Source organism: Vibrio sp. 779(2023), assembly GCF_033344285.1.
GTDB lineage: Bacteria > Pseudomonadota > Gammaproteobacteria > Enterobacterales > Vibrionaceae > Vibrio > Vibrio alginolyticus.
In genome coordinates, this window is the sequence record NZ_JAWPOM010000012.1 from 11,887 (window position 1) to 29,434 (window position 17,548).

Consider the following 17,548-nt stretch of genomic DNA (forward strand, 5'->3'; position numbering starts at 1 on the left):
GCTATTAAAGGCGGAAGACGTGGCCAACAGCCGGTAAAACAAAACCCGCACCGTATCAACGGTGAAATTCGTGGTATTCGTGAAGTTCGACTAACAGGCGCTGACGGTGAATCAGTTGGTGTTGTATCGATTCAAGAAGCCATTGCAGCTGCTGAAGAAGCTGGTATGGATCTCGTTGAGATCAGTCCTAACGCCGAGCCACCTGTTTGTCGTGTGATGGACTATGGTAAGTTCCTCTTCGAGAAGAGCAAAACTGCTAAAGAGCAGAAGAAGAAGCAAAAGCAGGTCCAGATCAAGGAAGTAAAATTCCGTCCTGGAACTGATATTGGAGACTATCAGGTAAAACTACGCAACCTGACGCGTTTCCTTGAAGAAGGCAACAAAGTGAAAGTAACAATTCGCTTCCGTGGCCGAGAGATGGCACACCAAGACATCGGTGTTGACGTTCTAAATCGTCTTAAGGAAGATACTGCAGAAATTGCTGTAGTTGAATCTTTCCCTAAGAAGATTGAAGGTCGCCAGATGATCATGGTGCTAGCCCCTAAAAAGAAGTAATTAACGGCTCATCAAGTAATTAAAACCTAGCCGCTTTCCTTTCGATAAAGGCATAACGGCTGGGTTTTGTTCGCCCTAATTACGTTGTTTATTAAACCTACTCAATGCGGAGTTATTCATCATGCCTAAGATGAAAACCAACAAAGGTGCTGCTAAGCGTTTTAAGAAAACTGCTGGTGGTATTAAGTACAAGCACGCTACAAAACGTCACATCCTGACTAAGCGTACTACTAAGAACAAGCGTCAACTACGTCCGAATGCAATCCTTCCAAAATGTGAAGTGGCTGCAGTAATCCGTATGTTGCCATACGCTTAATTCTTTTTAGTTATCAATCGTTTAGTTTAGGAGAAGCATAATGCCTCGCGTAAAACGTGGTGTACAAGCTCGTGCACGTCATAAGAAAGTTCTAAAACAAGCTAAAGGTTACTACGGTGCGCGTTCACGTGTTTACCGCGTAGCTTTCCAAGCAGTTACTAAAGCTGGTCAATACGCTTACCGTGACCGTCGCGCTAAGAAACGTCAATTCCGTCAACTATGGATTGCACGTATCAATGCGGCATCTCGTCAAAATGGTCTATCTTACAGCCGTTTCATCAACGGTCTTAAGAAAGCATCTATCGAGATCGACCGTAAGATCCTTGCGGACATCGCAGTATTCGACAAAGCTGCATTTGCAGTTCTAGTTGAAAAAGCGAAAGCTGCTCTTTAATTAGCAGTTTAGGATTAAGAGAAGGAGAGCATTAGCTCTCCTTTTTTATTGCTAAAATTTATACCCAAATGACTTTTAGCTTGGTTATTTAGAGTATTGTTTATCAGTCTTCTCAATTTATTGGTTAGCATCTTATGTTAGTTATAAGGTAGCTTGGGTATAAATTTTTACGTTTATAAGGGATTAAAAATGATCTACACAACGACCGAAAGCATTCCTGGCAAGCAGATCTCTGAAATCAGAGGGGTTGTAACTGGTAATGTTGTTCAATCAAAACATATTGGCCGTGACCTCATGGCGGGTATCAAGAGCATTGTTGGCGGCGAAATTCGTGGTTACACGGAAATGATGACCGACGCGCGTGATATTGCTATACAACGCATGGTGGCGGACGCTGAGTCTAAAGGTGCCGATGCAATTGTAGGGATTCGATTTACCACAAGCTCAATCGTAGATGGTTCTTCGGAAATTTTGGCATTTGGTACTGCGGTGAAATTAGCGAACTAGTCTACTTGAATAGCATTGCAAAAATGCCAATAGAGAGCGGTGAATTATTATGCATTTACCGTTCTGTTCCTTTTAGGTTAATTATTCTAGATTTTTGTAGAGCGAATAGGTTTATATTCTCAACTTTACGTTACTATTAAAATTAATCACGATAATTTAGAGTAATTGCTTTACTTTTATTTTGCATATTATTTTATATCTATAATGAAATTGAATTCATATTGAATTTTTCATTTGTTGTGTGAATTCTCCTTTCAGTATATTAATTCATGTTTTTCTTATAAAAATATGAACTTATACCTTGCCAAGCGGTTCTAAATTGTTACAAATACTATACAGCTGTAACATTGCCAAAAGGAATTGTAGATGAGAGATCTGACTCCCGAATACTTGCTAGCCGCATTACGCCAAGCGATTAAAACAAAAGGGCTAACATATCGAGAGCTATCTGAGAAAATGGGTATGCCACTGTCTACCTTTAAGAGACATCTTACAAGCACGAATCTCGCTTTAGATAAGTTGCTGGAATATTGTAGAGCGGTTGATTGCACGTTAGATGAACTACAAAAGCTCGCAAATCAATTGCAAGGTGAAGACGAGGATTACTTTAGTCGCACACAGGATGAAGTATTCTTTCAATTCCCTCACCTTTACGACTTTTATCGTGAATTGAGAATGTTACGAGGTAAAGACGGCTATTCTATTTTAAAGAAAAAGTATGACTTGTCTGAGCAGAGCATGTCCGATTACTTAAAAGCATTAGAGTTGTTGGATCTCGTTTACGTTGATGAAGATAAAAATATAACGCTGCACGGACCTTTATATTATAGCTATGCAGAGAACTCCAAGCTCAACGACAAATATACCGAAATCATAAAAGAGCAGACGACTACCCACGATAAGTGTGTTCGCGTTGCTTTGGCGCGTATGAAAATTACCGAAGAACAGCTTTTGTTACTGGAAGATCAAGTCGCAAAGACCGTCATCGATTTTCATTCCAAAAATGTTGTAGCAGAGAACTTTAATGTCTCTGATTTTACTAATATTGTTCTACTTGCTGGGCCACATCAGCCAGTCACATTCTCTGACGGCATTATTGAGACAGAGGGGCGATTTATTGATGATATTCGTTATGCCATCGCAGCTGCAGGTGATAAGCCAAGCCTATCTATATAGATTTTGAGCCTTTTTTGAAGAGAGTTTCTGAAAGGGCGTTGCAAAAGAAAAAGCCTAAGACAGCAAATACTTTGTAAGTAGGGCATTCAGCGGTGTTTGCTCTTAATTCAGACTTAAAGTGTTTTGGGCTTATTTCGAATAATACCTGTTCAGCATCTACTTTCGTTATTTTTAACATGCTGATTTCCTTCGTTGTTCCTCCCAAAGCCTCTCTCGCTTCCTCTACAAAGAAACCATTCTCGTTGAACCAAGCATCCTGTAGCTACTTGGGTATGCATAATTGGTGGCTATTTATCTTCTAATTATAAATTCATACTTGAAATGTTTGTTTTTTGATCTATTATGACGAAGTGTCATTTGTGACGGTTCGTCAACTTTAGTTACGTTCCTGTATTAAAGAATCGTGTTACAATTATTGGGAGTGTGTTGGTATACGGATCAAAGGATTATGTTTAACTTTCGCTGTAAAAAATATAGCAAGCAAGACGGATGTCGTGTGTCTTCAGGGCTAACAAAAAAGCAACAGGCGATTGCTGATCGTGAGATAGAGCTTATTCAATTGGCTAAGTCTTTAGTTCAAGAGCAAGGCTTTGCCAACTTAACGATGGACAAGCTTACAGCGTCAAGCCCTTATTCTAAAGGGACGATCTACAATCATTTTTGCAGCAAAGAAGATGTGATTCTTGCGCTTTGTATTCATTCGCTGAAAAGCGAAGCAATATTTTTCGAACGTACCGCCAAATTTAATGGCAATACCAGAGAAAAAATCATTGCGATGCATGTAGGTTATCGTATTTACGCTCGTATGGAGCCAGTACTATCAACCTGTGCGATTGTTGCAAAGACGCCTTGGGTTCTAGAGAAGGCTTCGCCTAAACGTGTGAATGAACTGAATAACTTGGAAGAACAAGTAATAGATGGTGCTGATGCGCTGGTGAACAATGCGGTAGAATGTGGTGATCTTAAGTTTTCTCCCGCAATTGGTTCTGATGCTATTGTATTCGCCAACTGGTCTATTGCATTCGGTTCAAACGCTTTGGCGCAAAATGCATCGAACAGTCGATGTATTCAGCGAATTCAGGACCCATTCTCAGTACTGCACAACGCGAATATGTTACTTGATGGTTTAGGTTGGTCGCCTTTATCTACAGAATGGGACTACCGTAAAACCTGGCGTCGAGTGGAGCAGGAGTTATTTAGTGAAGAGCTTGCTTATTTAGAGTCAGTGAATCGCTAATAAACTGGAAAGGCCAATCTGACGTTATGGTTGGCTTTTTTATCGCACTATTGTGACGAATCGTCATTAAATCTCGAGGGTTGGCGTTCAGCCAATGATCACGAGAAGCATAGGAAGTTACTAAAAACTGACTTATGTAGCCAAATTCATTCGATCTAAAGTTTGCATGTCGAGTTTGTCTGGTTATTTACAGCATTTGCTGTTTTTTTAGTTTTTAAATTTGACGAAACGTCACAAAAGGAGAGTGTGATGCCACATCACAACGTTCAACAATACGCCCGTTCAGGGTGGGGTAAGCTACCAACGAATTACAGTGTATTGGTGATGCTTGCTACCGTTTTATTGATTGTCATAGCAACTATTGGAGGAAAAAATCTTTACTTTAGAGGAGATTACGACATCTTCTTTGATGGAACAAATGAGCAGTTACTTGCGTTTGATGAAATTCAAACCACCTTTGCAAAATCTGACAGTCTTGCTTTGGTTATAGCGCCAAAGAGCGGCACTGTTTTTACTCCTAGCACATTATCTCTTATTCAGCAGATCACTGACGAGGCGTGGCAAGTTCCATACTCCACCCGCGTTGATTCCCTCGCCAACTACCAGCATACCGAAGCGTTTGAAGATGATCTTCTTGTCGAAGACTTACTGTATAGCGAATATGAATTGACACCTCAACGAATAGAGAAAGTCAAAAGTATTGCGTTGAGTGAGCCGGTTTTGAAAAGTTCACTGATTTCTGAAAAAGGAGATGTCACGGTCGTAAACATTACGGTCCAACTCCCTGAAATAGATAAAACTGCTGAAGTACAAGAGGTGGTTGCTTACATAAACGGAATGATTGAACGTTATCAGCAAGTGTACCCAGACACGGAATTCCACAAGGCTGGTATTATTGCAATGAACTACGCGTTTATGACCGCAGCCCAAGATGATAGCGCAACATTAGTGCCTACTATGTTACTAGTGATATTGGTGTTTCTGACCATCATGTTGCGCTCATTGCTTAGCGTCATCGCGACGCTCATCGTTATTATCGGCTCGGTTATGGTTACAATGGGCTTGTCAGGATGGGCTGGTATGTTCTTAAGCACGGCGACCGTTAATGTGCCTACCTTGGTGATGACGCTTGCCGTCGCAGACTGTGTACACATCATCGCGACAATGCGTCAGTCTATGCAAAACGGCTTTAGTAAAGCCCACTCTATTGAGCGAAGTATTGCGCTCAATTTCATGCCTATCTTGATTACCTCCATTACCACCGCGATCGGCTTTTTAATGATGAATATGTCGGATTCTCCAATCCTGAGAGATTTCGGCAACCTATCAGCCCTTGGCGTCATGGTTGCTTGTTTCCTTTCCATCACGTTACTTCCCGCCTTGCTTAATATCCTTCCGGTTACGGTGAAGTCGGATACTTCTGATGAAAGAAAGCACTTTATGGATCATTTAGGAGATTTCGTGGTGTCAAAGCGACATGCGTTATTGCCGTTGTCGGTGCTTGTTATTGTCGCGAGTGCGAGCTTGATTCCGCTGAACAAAGTCAATGATGAATCCGTCGAGTACTTTGGCCATAGCAATGAATTTCGCCGAGCGGCTGATTTTATGGAAGAGCGAATCAGTGGCATGGCGAACATCAGTATCGCGATAAAAACCAACGAATCGCAGGGCATTGCCGATCCTAATTTTCTCAATTCCGTGGGTAAATTTACTGACTGGCTAAGGTTGCAGCCAGAAACGGACCATGTTGCGACCTTGAGCGATGTTTATAAGCGCCTAAACAAGAACATGCATGGAGATGATCAGGCTTATTACTCGCTCCCTCAAGAAAGAGAATTAGCGGCTCAATATCTGCTGCTTTATGAAATGTCACTACCGTATGGTTTAGATTTGAACAACCAAATCAATGTAGATAAGTCGTCGATCAAGATGGTTCTCACCGTGGAGAACTTGGGCAGCGTCGAGCTTGTTGATTTGGAAAATCGCATTTACCAATGGTTTAACGAAAACGCGCCTCAATATGATGTTGTTGCGTCTAGTCCTTCATTGATGTTTGCGCATATTGGTGAAACGAATATGGCCAGCATGCTGTCAACCTTGCCCATTACTCTTGTCTTAATCTCTGCATTACTGATCTTTGCCTTGCGTTCGTTCAAGCTTGGCTTAATTAGTCTTGTCCCGAATATTGCTCCTGCGCTTATTGGTTTTGGTATTTGGGCGCTGGTTTCTGGCGAGATTAACTTGGGATTGTCTGTCGTTGTGACATTAACGCTTGGTGTTGTTGTCGATGACGCCGTTCACTTTCTTTCTAAATATCAACACGCTCGTAAAGATGGCCACAGTGCGGAGCAAGCGGTTCGCTACGCCTTTCGTACCGTGGGGCGCGCTCTCTGGATTACGACGGTCGTGCTTGTTGCTGGTTTCTCTGTTCTGGCGATGTCGAGCTTCCGTTTAAATGCCGATATGGGACAGTTGAGTGCCATTGTCATCTTTATTGCCCTTGTTGTGGATTTCATCTTTCTACCGACTCTACTGATGTTGTTTGACAAAGGCGTCTACGTCGAGGTGGACCGCCGAAACAAGCTTAAATCAACTGACTCTCAAACCACGGCTGTTACTCAGTCATAACGAATCAAAGGATTGAACATGAATTTACTAAAAAATGCCTTAAAAGTATCTGCACTTTCTGTCTCGCTTTTTATGAGTCATGCGGTGTTAGCGGATCAAGCGAAAGGATTAGAGATTGCTCAAGAGCGCAAAGCCCGTGATGAAGGGTGGGGGGATTCTGTTGCTACGATGCAAATGATTCTGCGAAACGCGCAAGGAGAAAGCAGCACACGTTTAATGCGCTTACAATCACTTGAAGTTGATGGCGATGGTGACAAAGGGCTCACGATATTTGATGAACCGAGAGATGTAAAAGGCACGGCGTTTCTCAACCATTCTCATACGGTGGGTGCCGATGACCAATGGCTTTACCTTCCTGCACTGAAACGTGTGAAACGTATTTCCTCGCGTAACAAATCAGGTCCTTTTATGGGCAGTGAATTCGCGTATGAGGATCTCAGTTCCTTTGAGATTGAAAAATACCGTTTCAACTACCTAAAAGATGACAGCATAAACGGGCAAGATGTTTTCGTCGTAGAGCAAATTCCGACCGATAAGAACTCAGGTTATACCAAGCAAACGGTGTGGTTAGATAAAGCGCATTATCGTCCACTTAAAGTTGAGTTTTACGACCGCAAAGGCTCTTTGTTAAAAACGCTTTCTTTTTCCGATTACAAGCAATATCTCAACCAATATTGGCGAGCGCACACTATGGCGATGACAAACCATCAAACAGGAAAAAGTACTGAGCTAACGACTAGCGAAATGCGTTTTAACACTGGATTACAAGACAATGACTTTCATAAGAATGTGTTGAAGCGAGTGAGGTAGTGGAGGAAAAATGAAGCGATTAAATGTTGGGTTGTTGCTTAGTGCAGCAGCCTTTTTTTACTCGATGCCTCTGACTGCCGTCGAGCTCGCAGGACAAGTCAATATTGAGCATCGTCAGTTTTTTAAAACGGGCTCTCAGGGTCAGAGCAAAGCGCAAACGTCATTGGTTTTGCAGCCAGAATTTTACTGGGAGATGCAAAATGGTGATGCAAACTTTACTTTCACACCTTTCTATCGTCTGGATGGTCTAGACGATGAACGAAGTCATGGCGACATACGAGAGGCACTTTATCTGACTTATTGGGATGATTATGAGCTTCGAGTTGGGATTAGTAAGGTCTTTTGGGGAGTGACTGAATCAGCCCATTTAGTTGATGTAGTAAACCAAACAGATGCCATTGAAGCCGTCGATGGTGAAGATAAACTCGGTCAGCCGATGTTACATTTTACCTCTTTCAAAGACTGGGGCACCGTCCACGCAATGTTGTTACCTTACTTTAGGGAACGAACGTTTGCGGGTACAGATGGCCGCTTGCGAACCGAACCCGTTGTCTCTGATGATGCTATCTATGAATCAAGCACAGAAGAGAAGCACGTAGATGTGGCTTTTCGATATTCGAAAATGCTTGGCGATTGGGACGTAGGCCTAAGCTATTTATATGGAACAAACCGGGATCCTTACTTTCGTTTAGAGTACGGAGAATTAAAGCCTTACTACGCTCTGATGAGTCATGTCGGTCTGGATGTGCAAGGAATTGTTGGCGATTGGTTATGGAAACTAGAAAGTGTTTATCGAGATAGCGCTGATAATCATGTCGGTCTTGTGACGGGTTTTGAGTATACCTTCGTCGGTGCATTTGACACGGTTTGGGATGTGGGAGTTATTGGTGAGTACCTCTATGACAGTCGTGGGAACAACGCACAAACTATCGGTCAAAATGATGTGTTTGCAGGTATTCGTTGGGCGCTCAATGATGAGGACGGAACGGAAGTATTGACGGGAATTACGAAGGATTTAGATAACGCTGATGTTTACAATGCTAAGTTAGAAGCATCGAGCCGAATATCGAATCACGTTAAGTGGCAAATTGATGCTTGGTTGTTTAAAAATGAAACACCAAATGATTTGCTCTACTTCGCTAGAGATGACGATTTTATCGAGCTATCTATTCAATACTATTTCTAAAAAAAAAGGCACAACTAAACGGCAGATCAACTAAAGATGACATTTTTGACGTTTTTGTGCTCTTTTTATTCAATAACCTCTTCTTTTCGTAATTCAATTTGGCATTGGTGCCCGGTTTGGCTACTATGTACAGCTATCAAAAAACCAATCACTCCCTTATGGACACTACCAACAGGTAGATGAGGAAACGATGCAACATCTAGAAGAGATCATTGCTAGCGCGAGCACTGCAATTGAAGCTGCCGAATCGCTAGTCGCACTTGATGAAGTGCGTGTTCAGTATCTGGGTAAAAAAGGTGAGCTAACTGCTCAACTTCAAAGCCTAGGCAAACTACCACCAGAAGAACGCCGTGAAGCTGGTCAAGAGATCAACAAAGCGAAAGGCGTCGTTCAGCAAGCTATCGCAGCTCGTAAAGATGCACTACAACGTGCAGAGCTAGAAGCGAAGCTAGCAGCAGAAACGATCGACGTGACACTACCAGGTCGTCGTATCGAGAACGGTGGTCTACACCCAGTTACTCGTACTGTAGAGCGTATTGAGAAGTTCTTTGGCGAACTTGGCTTTAACACAGAGTCTGGTCCAGAAATCGAAGATGCATTCCACAACTTTGATGCACTAAACATCGCAGCTGATCACCCAGCGCGTACTGACCACGATACTTTCTTCTTCAACCCAGATTTGATGCTTCGTACTCACACGTCAGGCGTACAGATCCGTACGATGGAAAATGGTAAACCACCATTCCGTTTCATCGCACCAGGCCGTGTATACCGTAACGACTACGACCAAACGCACACGCCAATGTTCCACCAAGTGGAAGGCATGCTGGTTGATGAGAACGTAAACTTTGCTCAGCTGAAAGGCATCCTGCACGATTTCCTATGTAACTTCTTCGAAGAAGAAGTAGAAGTACGTTTCCGTCCATCTTACTTCCCATTCACTGAGCCTTCAGCTGAAGTAGACGTGAAAGGCAAAAACGGTAAATGGTTAGAAGTGCTAGGCTGCGGTATGGTTCACCCGAACGTGCTACGTAGCGTAGGTATCGATCCTGAAAAATACTCTGGTTTCGCATTCGGTATGGGTGTTGAGCGTCTAACAATGCTTCGTTACGGCGTGAACGACCTACGTGCGTTCTTCGAGAACGATCTTCGTTTCCTAAAACAGTTCAAGTAATCCAGAGGGTTCATCAACATGAAATTCAGCGAATCATGGCTTCGTGAGTGGGTAAACCCTGCGGTTACTACTGACGAGCTAACTCACCAAATTACAATGGCCGGTCTAGAGGTAGACGACGTTCTACCTGTTGCAGGGTCTTTTACTGGCGTTAAAGTCGGTCACGTTGTTGAATGTGGTCAACACCCAGATGCAGACAAACTGCGCGTAACTAAAGTTGACGTGGGTGAAGAAGAGCTTCTAGACATTGTTTGTGGCGCACCTAACTGTCGCCAAGGTCTGAAAGTAGCAGTAGCAACAGTTGGTGCTGTTCTTCCAGGTGATTTCAAAATCAAAAAAGCGAAACTACGTGGCCAGCCATCTCACGGCATGCTTTGTTCATTCACTGAACTAGGTATCGACGTTGAGTCAGACGGTATCATGGAACTAGCAGAAGACGCAGTAGTCGGTACTGATTTCCGTGAATTCCTAGGTCTAGACGACGTAACAGTAGACGTAGACTTAACAGCAAACCGCGCTGACTGTTTCAGCATTCGTGGTCTAGCTCGTGAAGTTGGCGTACTAAACCGTGCTGACGTGACTGAGCCATCAGTAGAAGCAGTTGCCCCTTCAATCGACGATAAAGTGTCTATCGAAGTGAAAGCGCCAGCTGCGTGTCCTCGTTACCTAGGTCGTGTTATTAAGAACGTAAACGTTCAAGCTGAAACGCCACTATGGATGCAAGAGAAACTGCGTCGTTGTGGTATTCGCTCTATCGACCCTGTAGTAGACATCACTAACTACGTTCTTCTAGAGCAAGGCCAACCAATGCACGCATTCGATCTAGCGAAGATCGAAGGTGGCATCGTAGTTCGTATGGCTGAGCAAGGTGAGAAGCTAACGCTTCTTGACGGCAACGAAGCAGAACTAAACGCAGATACACTAGTAGTTGCTGACCACAACAAAGCACTTGCAATCGCAGGTATCTTTGGTGGTGAAGAGTCTGGTGTAACAACTGAGACTAAAGACGTTCTACTAGAGTGTGCATTCTTTGCACCTGACCACATCCGTGGCCGCGCACGTAGCTACGGTCTTCACACTGATTCTTCAATGCGTTTCGAGCGTGGTGTGGATTACGCACTACAAGTGAGCGCAATGGAGCGTGCAACTCAGCTTCTTGTTGAGATCTGTGGCGGTGAAGTAGCACCTGTTGTTGCAGTAGAGTCTGAAGCAGACCTACCTAAGCCAAACAAAGTTGCTCTACGTCGTACTAAGCTAGACAACCTGCTAGGTCACCACATTGCAGATAGCGACGTAGTAGAAATCCTAGAGCGTCTAGGTTTGACTGTTGAAGCTTCAGAAGAAGGTTGGATGGCAGTAGCGCCAACATGGCGTTTCGATATCGCTATCGAGCAAGACCTAATTGAAGAAGTTGGCCGTATCTACGGTTATGACAACATTCCTAACCAACACCCAGCAGCAGCACTTAAGATGCACAACCACGTTGAAGCGGATCTTCCACTGAAACGCGTTCGTGATCTTCTTGTTGACCGTGGTTACCACGAAGCAATTACATACAGCTTCGTTGAGCCTGAGCAACAAAAGCTAGTTGTACCTGGTGTTGAGCCTCTAGTGCTTCCAAACCCAATTTCTGCAGACATGTCAGCAATGCGTCTTGGTCTTATCCAAGGTCTGCTGAACACGGTTGTTCACAACCAGAAGCGTCAACAGCCACGCGTTCGTCTATTCGAATACGGCCTACGTTTCATCCCATGTGAAACTGCAGAAAACGGCATGCGTCAAGAGCCTATGCTTGCAGGTGTTATTGCTGGTACTCGCGGTGAAGAACATTGGGATATCGAAACTAACACGGTTGATTTCTTCGACCTTAAGGGCGATCTAGAAGCGATTCTAGAGCTATCTGCGAACGAAAAAGCGTACTCTTTCGCTGCACTGTCACCTGAAAGCAAAAAAGCTAACCCAGCACTTCACCCAGGTCAATCTGCGGCAATTATCGTAGATGGCAAAGAAGTGGGTGTGATCGGTACCGTTCACCCTGAGCTTGAGCGTAAGTTCGGTCTAAATGGTCGTACTATCGTATTCGAAATCGAATGGTCTGCAATTAACAGCAAAGTGATCCCAGAAGCGGTAGCACTTTCTAAATTCCCTTCAAACCGTCGTGATATCGCGGTAGTAGTGGATGAAGCTGTTGCATCTGGTGACATCGTTAACGCTTGTCTAGAGCAAGGTGGCGAGTTCCTTAAAGATGCGAAACTGTTCGACGTTTACGTAGGTAAAGGCGTTGAAGATGGTAAGAAGAGCCTAGCAATCGCTCTGACTCTACAGTCACTTGAGCGTACGCTTGAAGATGCAGATATCGCGGGTGCGGTTGACGCTATCGTTGCTCACGTTTCTGAGAAGTTTGGTGCGTCTCTACGTGACTAATCTCGCGTAACGCATCTTCTTAAGAAATGAAAACCCTGCCAGCTCGGCAGGGTTTTTTATTTTTAGGATTACCTTATCGTTGTTCAAGTTCCTTACTGCTCGCACCACCCCTCATTACTTTAAAATACTAGACCAAACTAGGGATGGCCCTTACCCGAGATTAGGAACGTATTGTTTTTCAGCTAATACACGCTAACGATAGCTTGTTGGCGGTTAGGCAGCGAGTGAGAGGGTATAGCTAAGCAGAAGAGGTAGCGTAAGAATGCTGAAAAAGTTGCCAAATAGTACCATTGACGCCACTTTCATGGGTTCTATATTCAGCCTTTCCGCAAATAGGTAATTCATGACGGCTGGCGGCAGCATTGTGAAGAGCACCATCATTTGCAATTGCATCGTTGGAAGGGGAATTAACCAATAAATAAGTGCAAAAGCGACAGCACCAGTTGCCAGTGACTGCACGGTACACAACACACCAATCTTTAAACCGTCCAACCTTAAATGACACATTTGTGCCCCCAGAGATAAAAGCATCACGGGTACGGCCGCTTGCCCAAGTAGAGCCGTGGCTTCGTATAAAGGCGCCCATGCACCCACATTTGACACGTTGAGAAACAGAGCCAACGACGCTGCTAAAAAGATTGGCATCTTGACTATTTGCTTAAAAGGGTTGCCATGACTAAGCAGCATTACGCCTAAGCTGATATGCAAGCATGCTGACACGACAAATAAAAGCACTGCTGACGACAGCGCAATTTCTCCAAACGTATAGGTAAACAAAGGAATAGCTAGATTTCCGCTATTGCGAAACATATGTGGTGGCGCCCAGGTTTTAAACGAGAGTGACGTCCATCGACATACCGGGATCATGAGTAGTGCGGGAATTAAAACCGCGACAATTGCTGCCAAAAGAAGCGGCCCCTGATTTGAATCGAGCGGCATGCTAACGAGTGACGAAAATACCAGTGCTGGCGTAAATACCTCAATATTAATGCGGTTTATTGGGCGAAAGTCAGGCTTGATGTAACGACCGACCAAATAGCCAACTCCGACAAGAGCAAAAACAGGGAAAAGAATATTTATGATTTGATTAATCATGGTCGCCTAGAAGCAGTGTAAGAAGCTAATGAGGAAATACACGAACTTCCACATTATCAATCTTTATATATGGCGTCATCGTTGAACAGCGAGAAGCGTGGGTTTAATCAAGCTTTCTAAGCACAGTTGCAAAGTACAGGTGGTCATACCTTTTAATCTAATTGTTACGTATCGAGTTACATACAAATCACTGAATTTACGACAAGTTCTATGTCAAGTGTCTGTTAAATAACCAATATCTGATATTTTTATTAAATAGTGTTTAATGTTGATATTTAAACTACTTTTAGTTTTATAATCTGGATGTTTTTCCTGATAAAGATGAAACAAAAACAAAAATATCAAATTTCTGGTGTTTAACAATAATTTACGTAGTGCTATTCCTTTTGTTCGCCAAGAAAAAAGTTGGCGAAAATCATAAGCTTGTCATACACTTCCTGATGTAACCCCGATATGTTGTTGAATTGGTAGGGTAAAACTGCTCTGGCGCTACACTAACGTAGCATTGTTTAACATAGCTTTGAGGAAAGTTTTATGGCGCTCACAAAAGCCGAACTGGCAGAAAACCTGTTTGATAAATTAGGATTTAGTAAGCGGGACGCCAAGGAAACGGTGGAAGTGTTCTTTGAAGAGATTCGTAAGGCACTGGAAAGTGGCGAACAGGTAAAACTGTCAGGTTTTGGTAACTTTGATCTTCGTGACAAGAATGAACGACCTGGTCGTAACCCGAAAACTGGTGAAGATATTCCAATTACTGCTCGACGTGTAGTGACTTTTCGCCCGGGTCAGAAGTTAAAAGCTCGTGTAGAAAACCTGAAGAAAGTACAGTAAGCCGAATAAATGGATCACGCTAAGGCGTGGTCTTTTTTTGCGTAAAATTCGTGTGCATACAAATGAAAACCACCGCAATGCGGTGGTTTTTCTGTTTATGAGAGACGCTTAATGATATCGGTTACGCCGCTTCTAGATGCGTTGTTAAGTATGGTTGCCATGCTTGTTGGTACAAGTTCTTAGACTGTGTACGCATGTTGCGAATAGAGGCAAGCTCTATTTCGCTTAGCTCACGTTTTTCCAACATCGCTTGACGTTCTAGTTTCTGGATTTTTTCGTATAGGTCGTGTTCGGGACCGCTTTTTACATCTGCGATTGCTTTCAAGTGCAGTTGAACTTCGGCTACTAGGTTTGTTTTTGGTAAACGAACGAGCAAGTTCAAGTCTCTATATCCTGAAGGGCCAGGTTTTTTGAATCGATTTTTTACTTTCACAATCGTTGTTTCACGCTCTAACGTTTCATAAATGGAGACTAAACTCGCGACGTCTTCAGCTACAATCGTTGCACGTGCTAGGTCAGTAATACGTTCAACTTTCCCATCTAACTCTAAAGCTATCTTTTCTTCTGCTCGTTGTTTGGATTTCACGCCTGCGAAGTATGGCTGAGCGTCATTAAGAAGTGCGGTACTTTTACAGATAGTTTCAAGTTCAAATTGCGCTTGGTGAGCTTTGCTGTAAAGAATGTCGAAGTCAGAATATGGCTGAGTTGGTGTGGTGTCGATTGACTGAATGCCATATAAACCGCTAAGGCTGTGTTTAAAAAGTTTCGAACAAACTTCGTTTTGGCTGGTTGAACGATTTTGTTCGCCACTAGGCGCAGGGGTAATTGGAAGTGCGGCAAATGCCGGTGCACGGCTAAGTACCAAAAGCATCAATGCTGTAGTACGAAGAAATAAGCTCATTCACTCTCCTTAACTTGCTTGTACTTAGAAAATAGGGAACATAAAGGTCGCTAAGTTCGGCAAATCAGGTACTAACTTATAAATGGGGCCATTACGAAAGATTCCAAGGTTTCAGTTTTGTCTTGAAGTAGAATCGTGCGTTAGATCACCATTTCTCTTTTCTTTATTCTGATTATCAGATAGAGGCGCGTCTCCTATGAGACCGATTACATCCTATCACCGCAGTATTAACCAAAGATGAACGGCATAGACAAATTGAAAAAAAACGTTAGTCTTACCTCTCAAAATGAAAACAGCCGACAAGTAGAAAGTAAAATGAGAGACCAAGAATTTTGGCATAACAAATGGGCCAGCAATCAGATCGGATTTCACTTGGAAGATGTAAACCCGCTATTACCAGTATATTGGAAACACACTAATCCAAAGCGTGAAGATAAAGTGTTAGTTCCTTTATGTGGAAAGTCAGAAGACTTGATTTGGCTAGCGATGAAGCATGATTCGGTTGAAGGTGTTGAGCTAAGCCATATTGCTGTGCGTGCCTTTTTTGCTGAACATTTTTACACGCCAACGGTAACGCCTCTTAATGGCAAGCACGAGCTTTATCAATTTGATGAGCTCTCTATTTATACTGGGGACTTTTTCACTGCACCACTATCTCAAGCCGATATCATTTATGATCGCGCCGCGTTGGTTGCTTTACCGCAAGATATGCGAGAGGAGTATGTAGAGCGTCTCAAGCAACTGCTGAACCCAGGCGGTCGTATTTTGCTTGTTACACTCAACTATCCTCAAGAAGAGATGGCGGGGCCTCCATTTAGCGTGCCGGTCGAAGAGATTGAGCAGTTATTTTCAGGTTACAAAGTTACTTGTTTGAACGTAGATGAAGCTGACGAGAATCATCCTAAAATTGTGAAAAAAGGCTTAAGTCGCTTCTCTGAAGAAGTGTACTTAATCGAGAGTGAATAGGCTCTCTTCGGTTTGGAACACGAAATAGCGCAGCAATTTGAGCTGCGCTATTTTTGTATGAGTGGTTCGTATTTAATAAATGATATTCACTTTTGAAGCACTTTCAACAGCATCTTGAACGGCTTCTTCGGTGGTTTTTCGTCGCGTAAGGACAATACCTAAACGGCGGCGGCCATCGATTTCTGGCTTACCGAATAGACGAACTTGTGTTTGAGGTTGAGCTAAAGCTTTGCTTAGGTTTTCAAAGCGAATGTTTGTGGAAGTTCCTTGTCCAAGAATAACAGCAGACGCAGATGGGCCATATTGCACAATATTATTAATTGGCATTCCGGTAAACGCGCGCACGTGGAGAGCAAACTCAGACATTTCCTGCGAAATCATTGTAACCATACCCGTATCGTGAGGGCGAGGAGAGACCTCATTGAAAATGACTTTATCGCCTTTGACAAACAGCTCTACACCAAAGATGCCGTAGCCACCGAGCGCGTTTACCACTTTCTCAGCCGTGTATTCAGCTGCTTTTACTGCGTTTTCTGACATAGCTTGCGGTTGCCATGATTCGCGGTAGTCGCCATCTTCCTGACGATGACCAATTGGAGCACAGAAATGCACACCGTCAACGGCTCTGATGGTCAATAAAGTGATTTCGTAATCGAAGTCGATAAAACCTTCCACGATAACGCGACCTGCACCCGTACGTCCGCCTTCCTGAGCGTAATCCCATGCTTTTGTAACGTCGTCTTCGGTCTTGATAACACTTTGCCCTTTACCGGAAGAGCTCATCACTGGCTTCACCACGCACGGAATACCCACATGTTCAACCGCGGCTTTGAAGTCTTCAAAGTTATCTGCAAAACGATAAGGTGAAGTCGTCAATTCCAGTTCTTCTGCTGCCAAACGTCGGATACCTTCACGATTCATTGTTAGCCTGGTTGCCTTAGCGGTTGGAACAACATTCAGTCCTTTTTCTTCAAGCTCTACCAGTTTGCCGGTTGCGATGGCTTCAATTTCTGGTACGACGTAAGTAGGTTGTTCCTTCGTAATAACTTCTTCTAAGGCGTTCCCATCTAACATGTCGATAACATAACTACGGTGAGCGACTTGCATCGCTGGAGCATTGGCATAGCGATCACAAGCAATCACTTCTAAACCAAGTCTCTGGCATTCAATGGCGACTTCTTTACCGAGTTCGCCAGAGCCTAAAAGTAATACACGGGTAGCATTTGCGCTAGTTGCAGTGCCAAACATAGTGTTCCCTTACAAAATAGAGTGATGAGACAGAAATTGCAGGAGATCATACTGAAGTTTTATGACAAAGCAAACGTTTGCTTTTGGTTTTTAGGTAATA

At 43.4% G+C, this 17,548-nt stretch carries 17 protein-coding genes; 13 read left to right on the forward strand and 4 right to left on the reverse strand.

Annotated features, from left to right (window positions below; all coding sequences use genetic code 11):
• Window positions 1-3: 3 nt before the first annotated feature.
• The 5 genes from infC (at window position 4) to R8O70_RS15520 (ending at window position 2,948) form a co-directional block, all read left to right on the forward strand.
• A complete protein-coding gene (gene infC / locus R8O70_RS15500) occupies window positions 4-555 on the forward strand; it encodes a translation initiation factor IF-3 (RefSeq protein ID WP_080276913.1) in 552 nt (183 codons plus the stop codon).
• Between the two features lie 121 nt (window positions 556-676).
• A complete protein-coding gene (gene rpmI, locus R8O70_RS15505) occupies window positions 677-871 on the forward strand; it encodes a 50S ribosomal protein L35 (RefSeq protein WP_005377932.1) in 195 nt (64 codons plus the stop codon).
• 40 nt (window positions 872-911) lie between these two features.
• Complete coding sequence (rplT, locus tag R8O70_RS15510) at window positions 912-1,265, forward strand: 50S ribosomal protein L20 (protein WP_004727974.1); 354 nt, start codon at window positions 912-914, stop codon at window positions 1,263-1,265.
• A gap of 189 nt (window positions 1,266-1,454) precedes the next feature.
• The gene (locus R8O70_RS15515) at window positions 1,455-1,772 is read left to right on the forward strand and encodes a heavy metal-binding domain-containing protein (protein ID WP_130546017.1); all 318 of its coding nucleotides are present in this window, start codon (window positions 1,455-1,457) and stop codon (window positions 1,770-1,772) included.
• A gap of 366 nt (window positions 1,773-2,138) precedes the next feature.
• Window positions 2,139-2,948 (forward strand): helix-turn-helix domain-containing protein, encoded by an 810-nt coding sequence (locus R8O70_RS15520; protein WP_005385480.1) that lies wholly within the window; start codon window positions 2,139-2,141, stop codon window positions 2,946-2,948.
• On the opposite strand, the gene R8O70_RS15525 is transcribed toward R8O70_RS15520, so the two are convergent.
• The gene (locus R8O70_RS15525; protein ID WP_005377915.1) at window positions 2,941-3,126 is read right to left on the reverse strand and encodes a hypothetical protein; all 186 of its coding nucleotides are present in this window, start codon (window positions 3,124-3,126) and stop codon (window positions 2,941-2,943) included. The two genes, R8O70_RS15520 and R8O70_RS15525, sit on opposite strands and share 8 nt — an antisense overlap.
• Before the next feature lie 270 nt (window positions 3,127-3,396).
• Here R8O70_RS15525 and R8O70_RS15530 point away from each other — a divergent pair, with 270 nt between their 5' ends.
• The 6 genes from R8O70_RS15530 to pheT all read left to right on the forward strand — a co-directional run bounded on the left by R8O70_RS15530 (window position 3,397) and on the right by pheT (window position 12,407).
• A complete protein-coding gene (locus tag R8O70_RS15530) occupies window positions 3,397-4,185 on the forward strand; it encodes a TetR/AcrR family transcriptional regulator (RefSeq protein ID WP_005377913.1) in 789 nt (262 codons plus the stop codon).
• 249 nt (window positions 4,186-4,434) lie between these two features.
• The gene (locus R8O70_RS15535; RefSeq protein WP_213889994.1) at window positions 4,435-6,813 is read left to right on the forward strand and encodes an efflux RND transporter permease subunit; all 2,379 of its coding nucleotides are present in this window, start codon (window positions 4,435-4,437) and stop codon (window positions 6,811-6,813) included.
• 18 nt (window positions 6,814-6,831) lie between these two features.
• The gene (locus R8O70_RS15540; RefSeq protein ID WP_213889993.1) at window positions 6,832-7,623 is read left to right on the forward strand and encodes an outer membrane lipoprotein-sorting protein; all 792 of its coding nucleotides are present in this window, start codon (window positions 6,832-6,834) and stop codon (window positions 7,621-7,623) included.
• A 10-nt stretch (window positions 7,624-7,633) separates the two neighbouring features.
• Complete coding sequence (locus R8O70_RS15545) at window positions 7,634-8,809, forward strand: hypothetical protein (RefSeq protein WP_213889992.1); 1,176 nt, start codon at window positions 7,634-7,636, stop codon at window positions 8,807-8,809.
• Between the two features lie 190 nt (window positions 8,810-8,999).
• Window positions 9,000-9,983, forward strand: coding sequence for a phenylalanine--tRNA ligase subunit alpha (gene pheS, locus R8O70_RS15550; RefSeq protein WP_065645301.1), 984 nt, complete (start codon window positions 9,000-9,002; stop codon window positions 9,981-9,983).
• 18 nt (window positions 9,984-10,001) lie between these two features.
• Window positions 10,002-12,407, forward strand: coding sequence for a phenylalanine--tRNA ligase subunit beta (gene pheT / locus R8O70_RS15555; RefSeq protein ID WP_005385469.1), 2,406 nt, complete (start codon window positions 10,002-10,004; stop codon window positions 12,405-12,407).
• A gap of 213 nt (window positions 12,408-12,620) precedes the next feature.
• On the opposite strand, the gene R8O70_RS15560 is transcribed toward pheT, so the two are convergent.
• Window positions 12,621-13,502: an AEC family transporter gene (locus R8O70_RS15560; protein WP_005377901.1), complete on the reverse strand. Its 882-nt coding sequence runs from the start codon at window positions 13,500-13,502 to the stop codon at window positions 12,621-12,623.
• Window positions 13,503-14,036: 534 nt separating this feature from the next.
• On the opposite strand from R8O70_RS15560, the gene ihfA reads away from it, so the two are divergent.
• Window positions 14,037-14,333, forward strand: a complete 297-nt coding sequence (gene ihfA / locus R8O70_RS15565) for an integration host factor subunit alpha (protein ID WP_005377899.1) — start codon at window positions 14,037-14,039, stop codon at window positions 14,331-14,333.
• A gap of 121 nt (window positions 14,334-14,454) precedes the next feature.
• Here the strand turns inward: ihfA and R8O70_RS15570 are convergent, their stop codons facing one another.
• Window positions 14,455-15,234, reverse strand: coding sequence for a phosphoribosylglycinamide formyltransferase (locus tag R8O70_RS15570; RefSeq protein ID WP_025766820.1), 780 nt, complete (start codon window positions 15,232-15,234; stop codon window positions 14,455-14,457).
• Window positions 15,235-15,549: 315 nt separating this feature from the next.
• Here R8O70_RS15570 and R8O70_RS15575 point away from each other — a divergent pair, with 315 nt between their 5' ends.
• A complete protein-coding gene (locus R8O70_RS15575) occupies window positions 15,550-16,200 on the forward strand; it encodes a thiopurine S-methyltransferase (RefSeq protein WP_154204661.1) in 651 nt (216 codons plus the stop codon).
• A 72-nt stretch (window positions 16,201-16,272) separates the two neighbouring features.
• On the opposite strand, the gene purT is transcribed toward R8O70_RS15575, so the two are convergent.
• Window positions 16,273-17,448 carry a formate-dependent phosphoribosylglycinamide formyltransferase gene (gene purT / locus R8O70_RS15580; protein WP_258624891.1) on the reverse strand — a complete coding sequence of 392 codons (1,176 nt, stop codon included), beginning with the start codon at window positions 17,446-17,448 and terminating at the stop codon, window positions 16,273-16,275.
• Window positions 17,449-17,548: the final 100 nt, after the last annotated feature.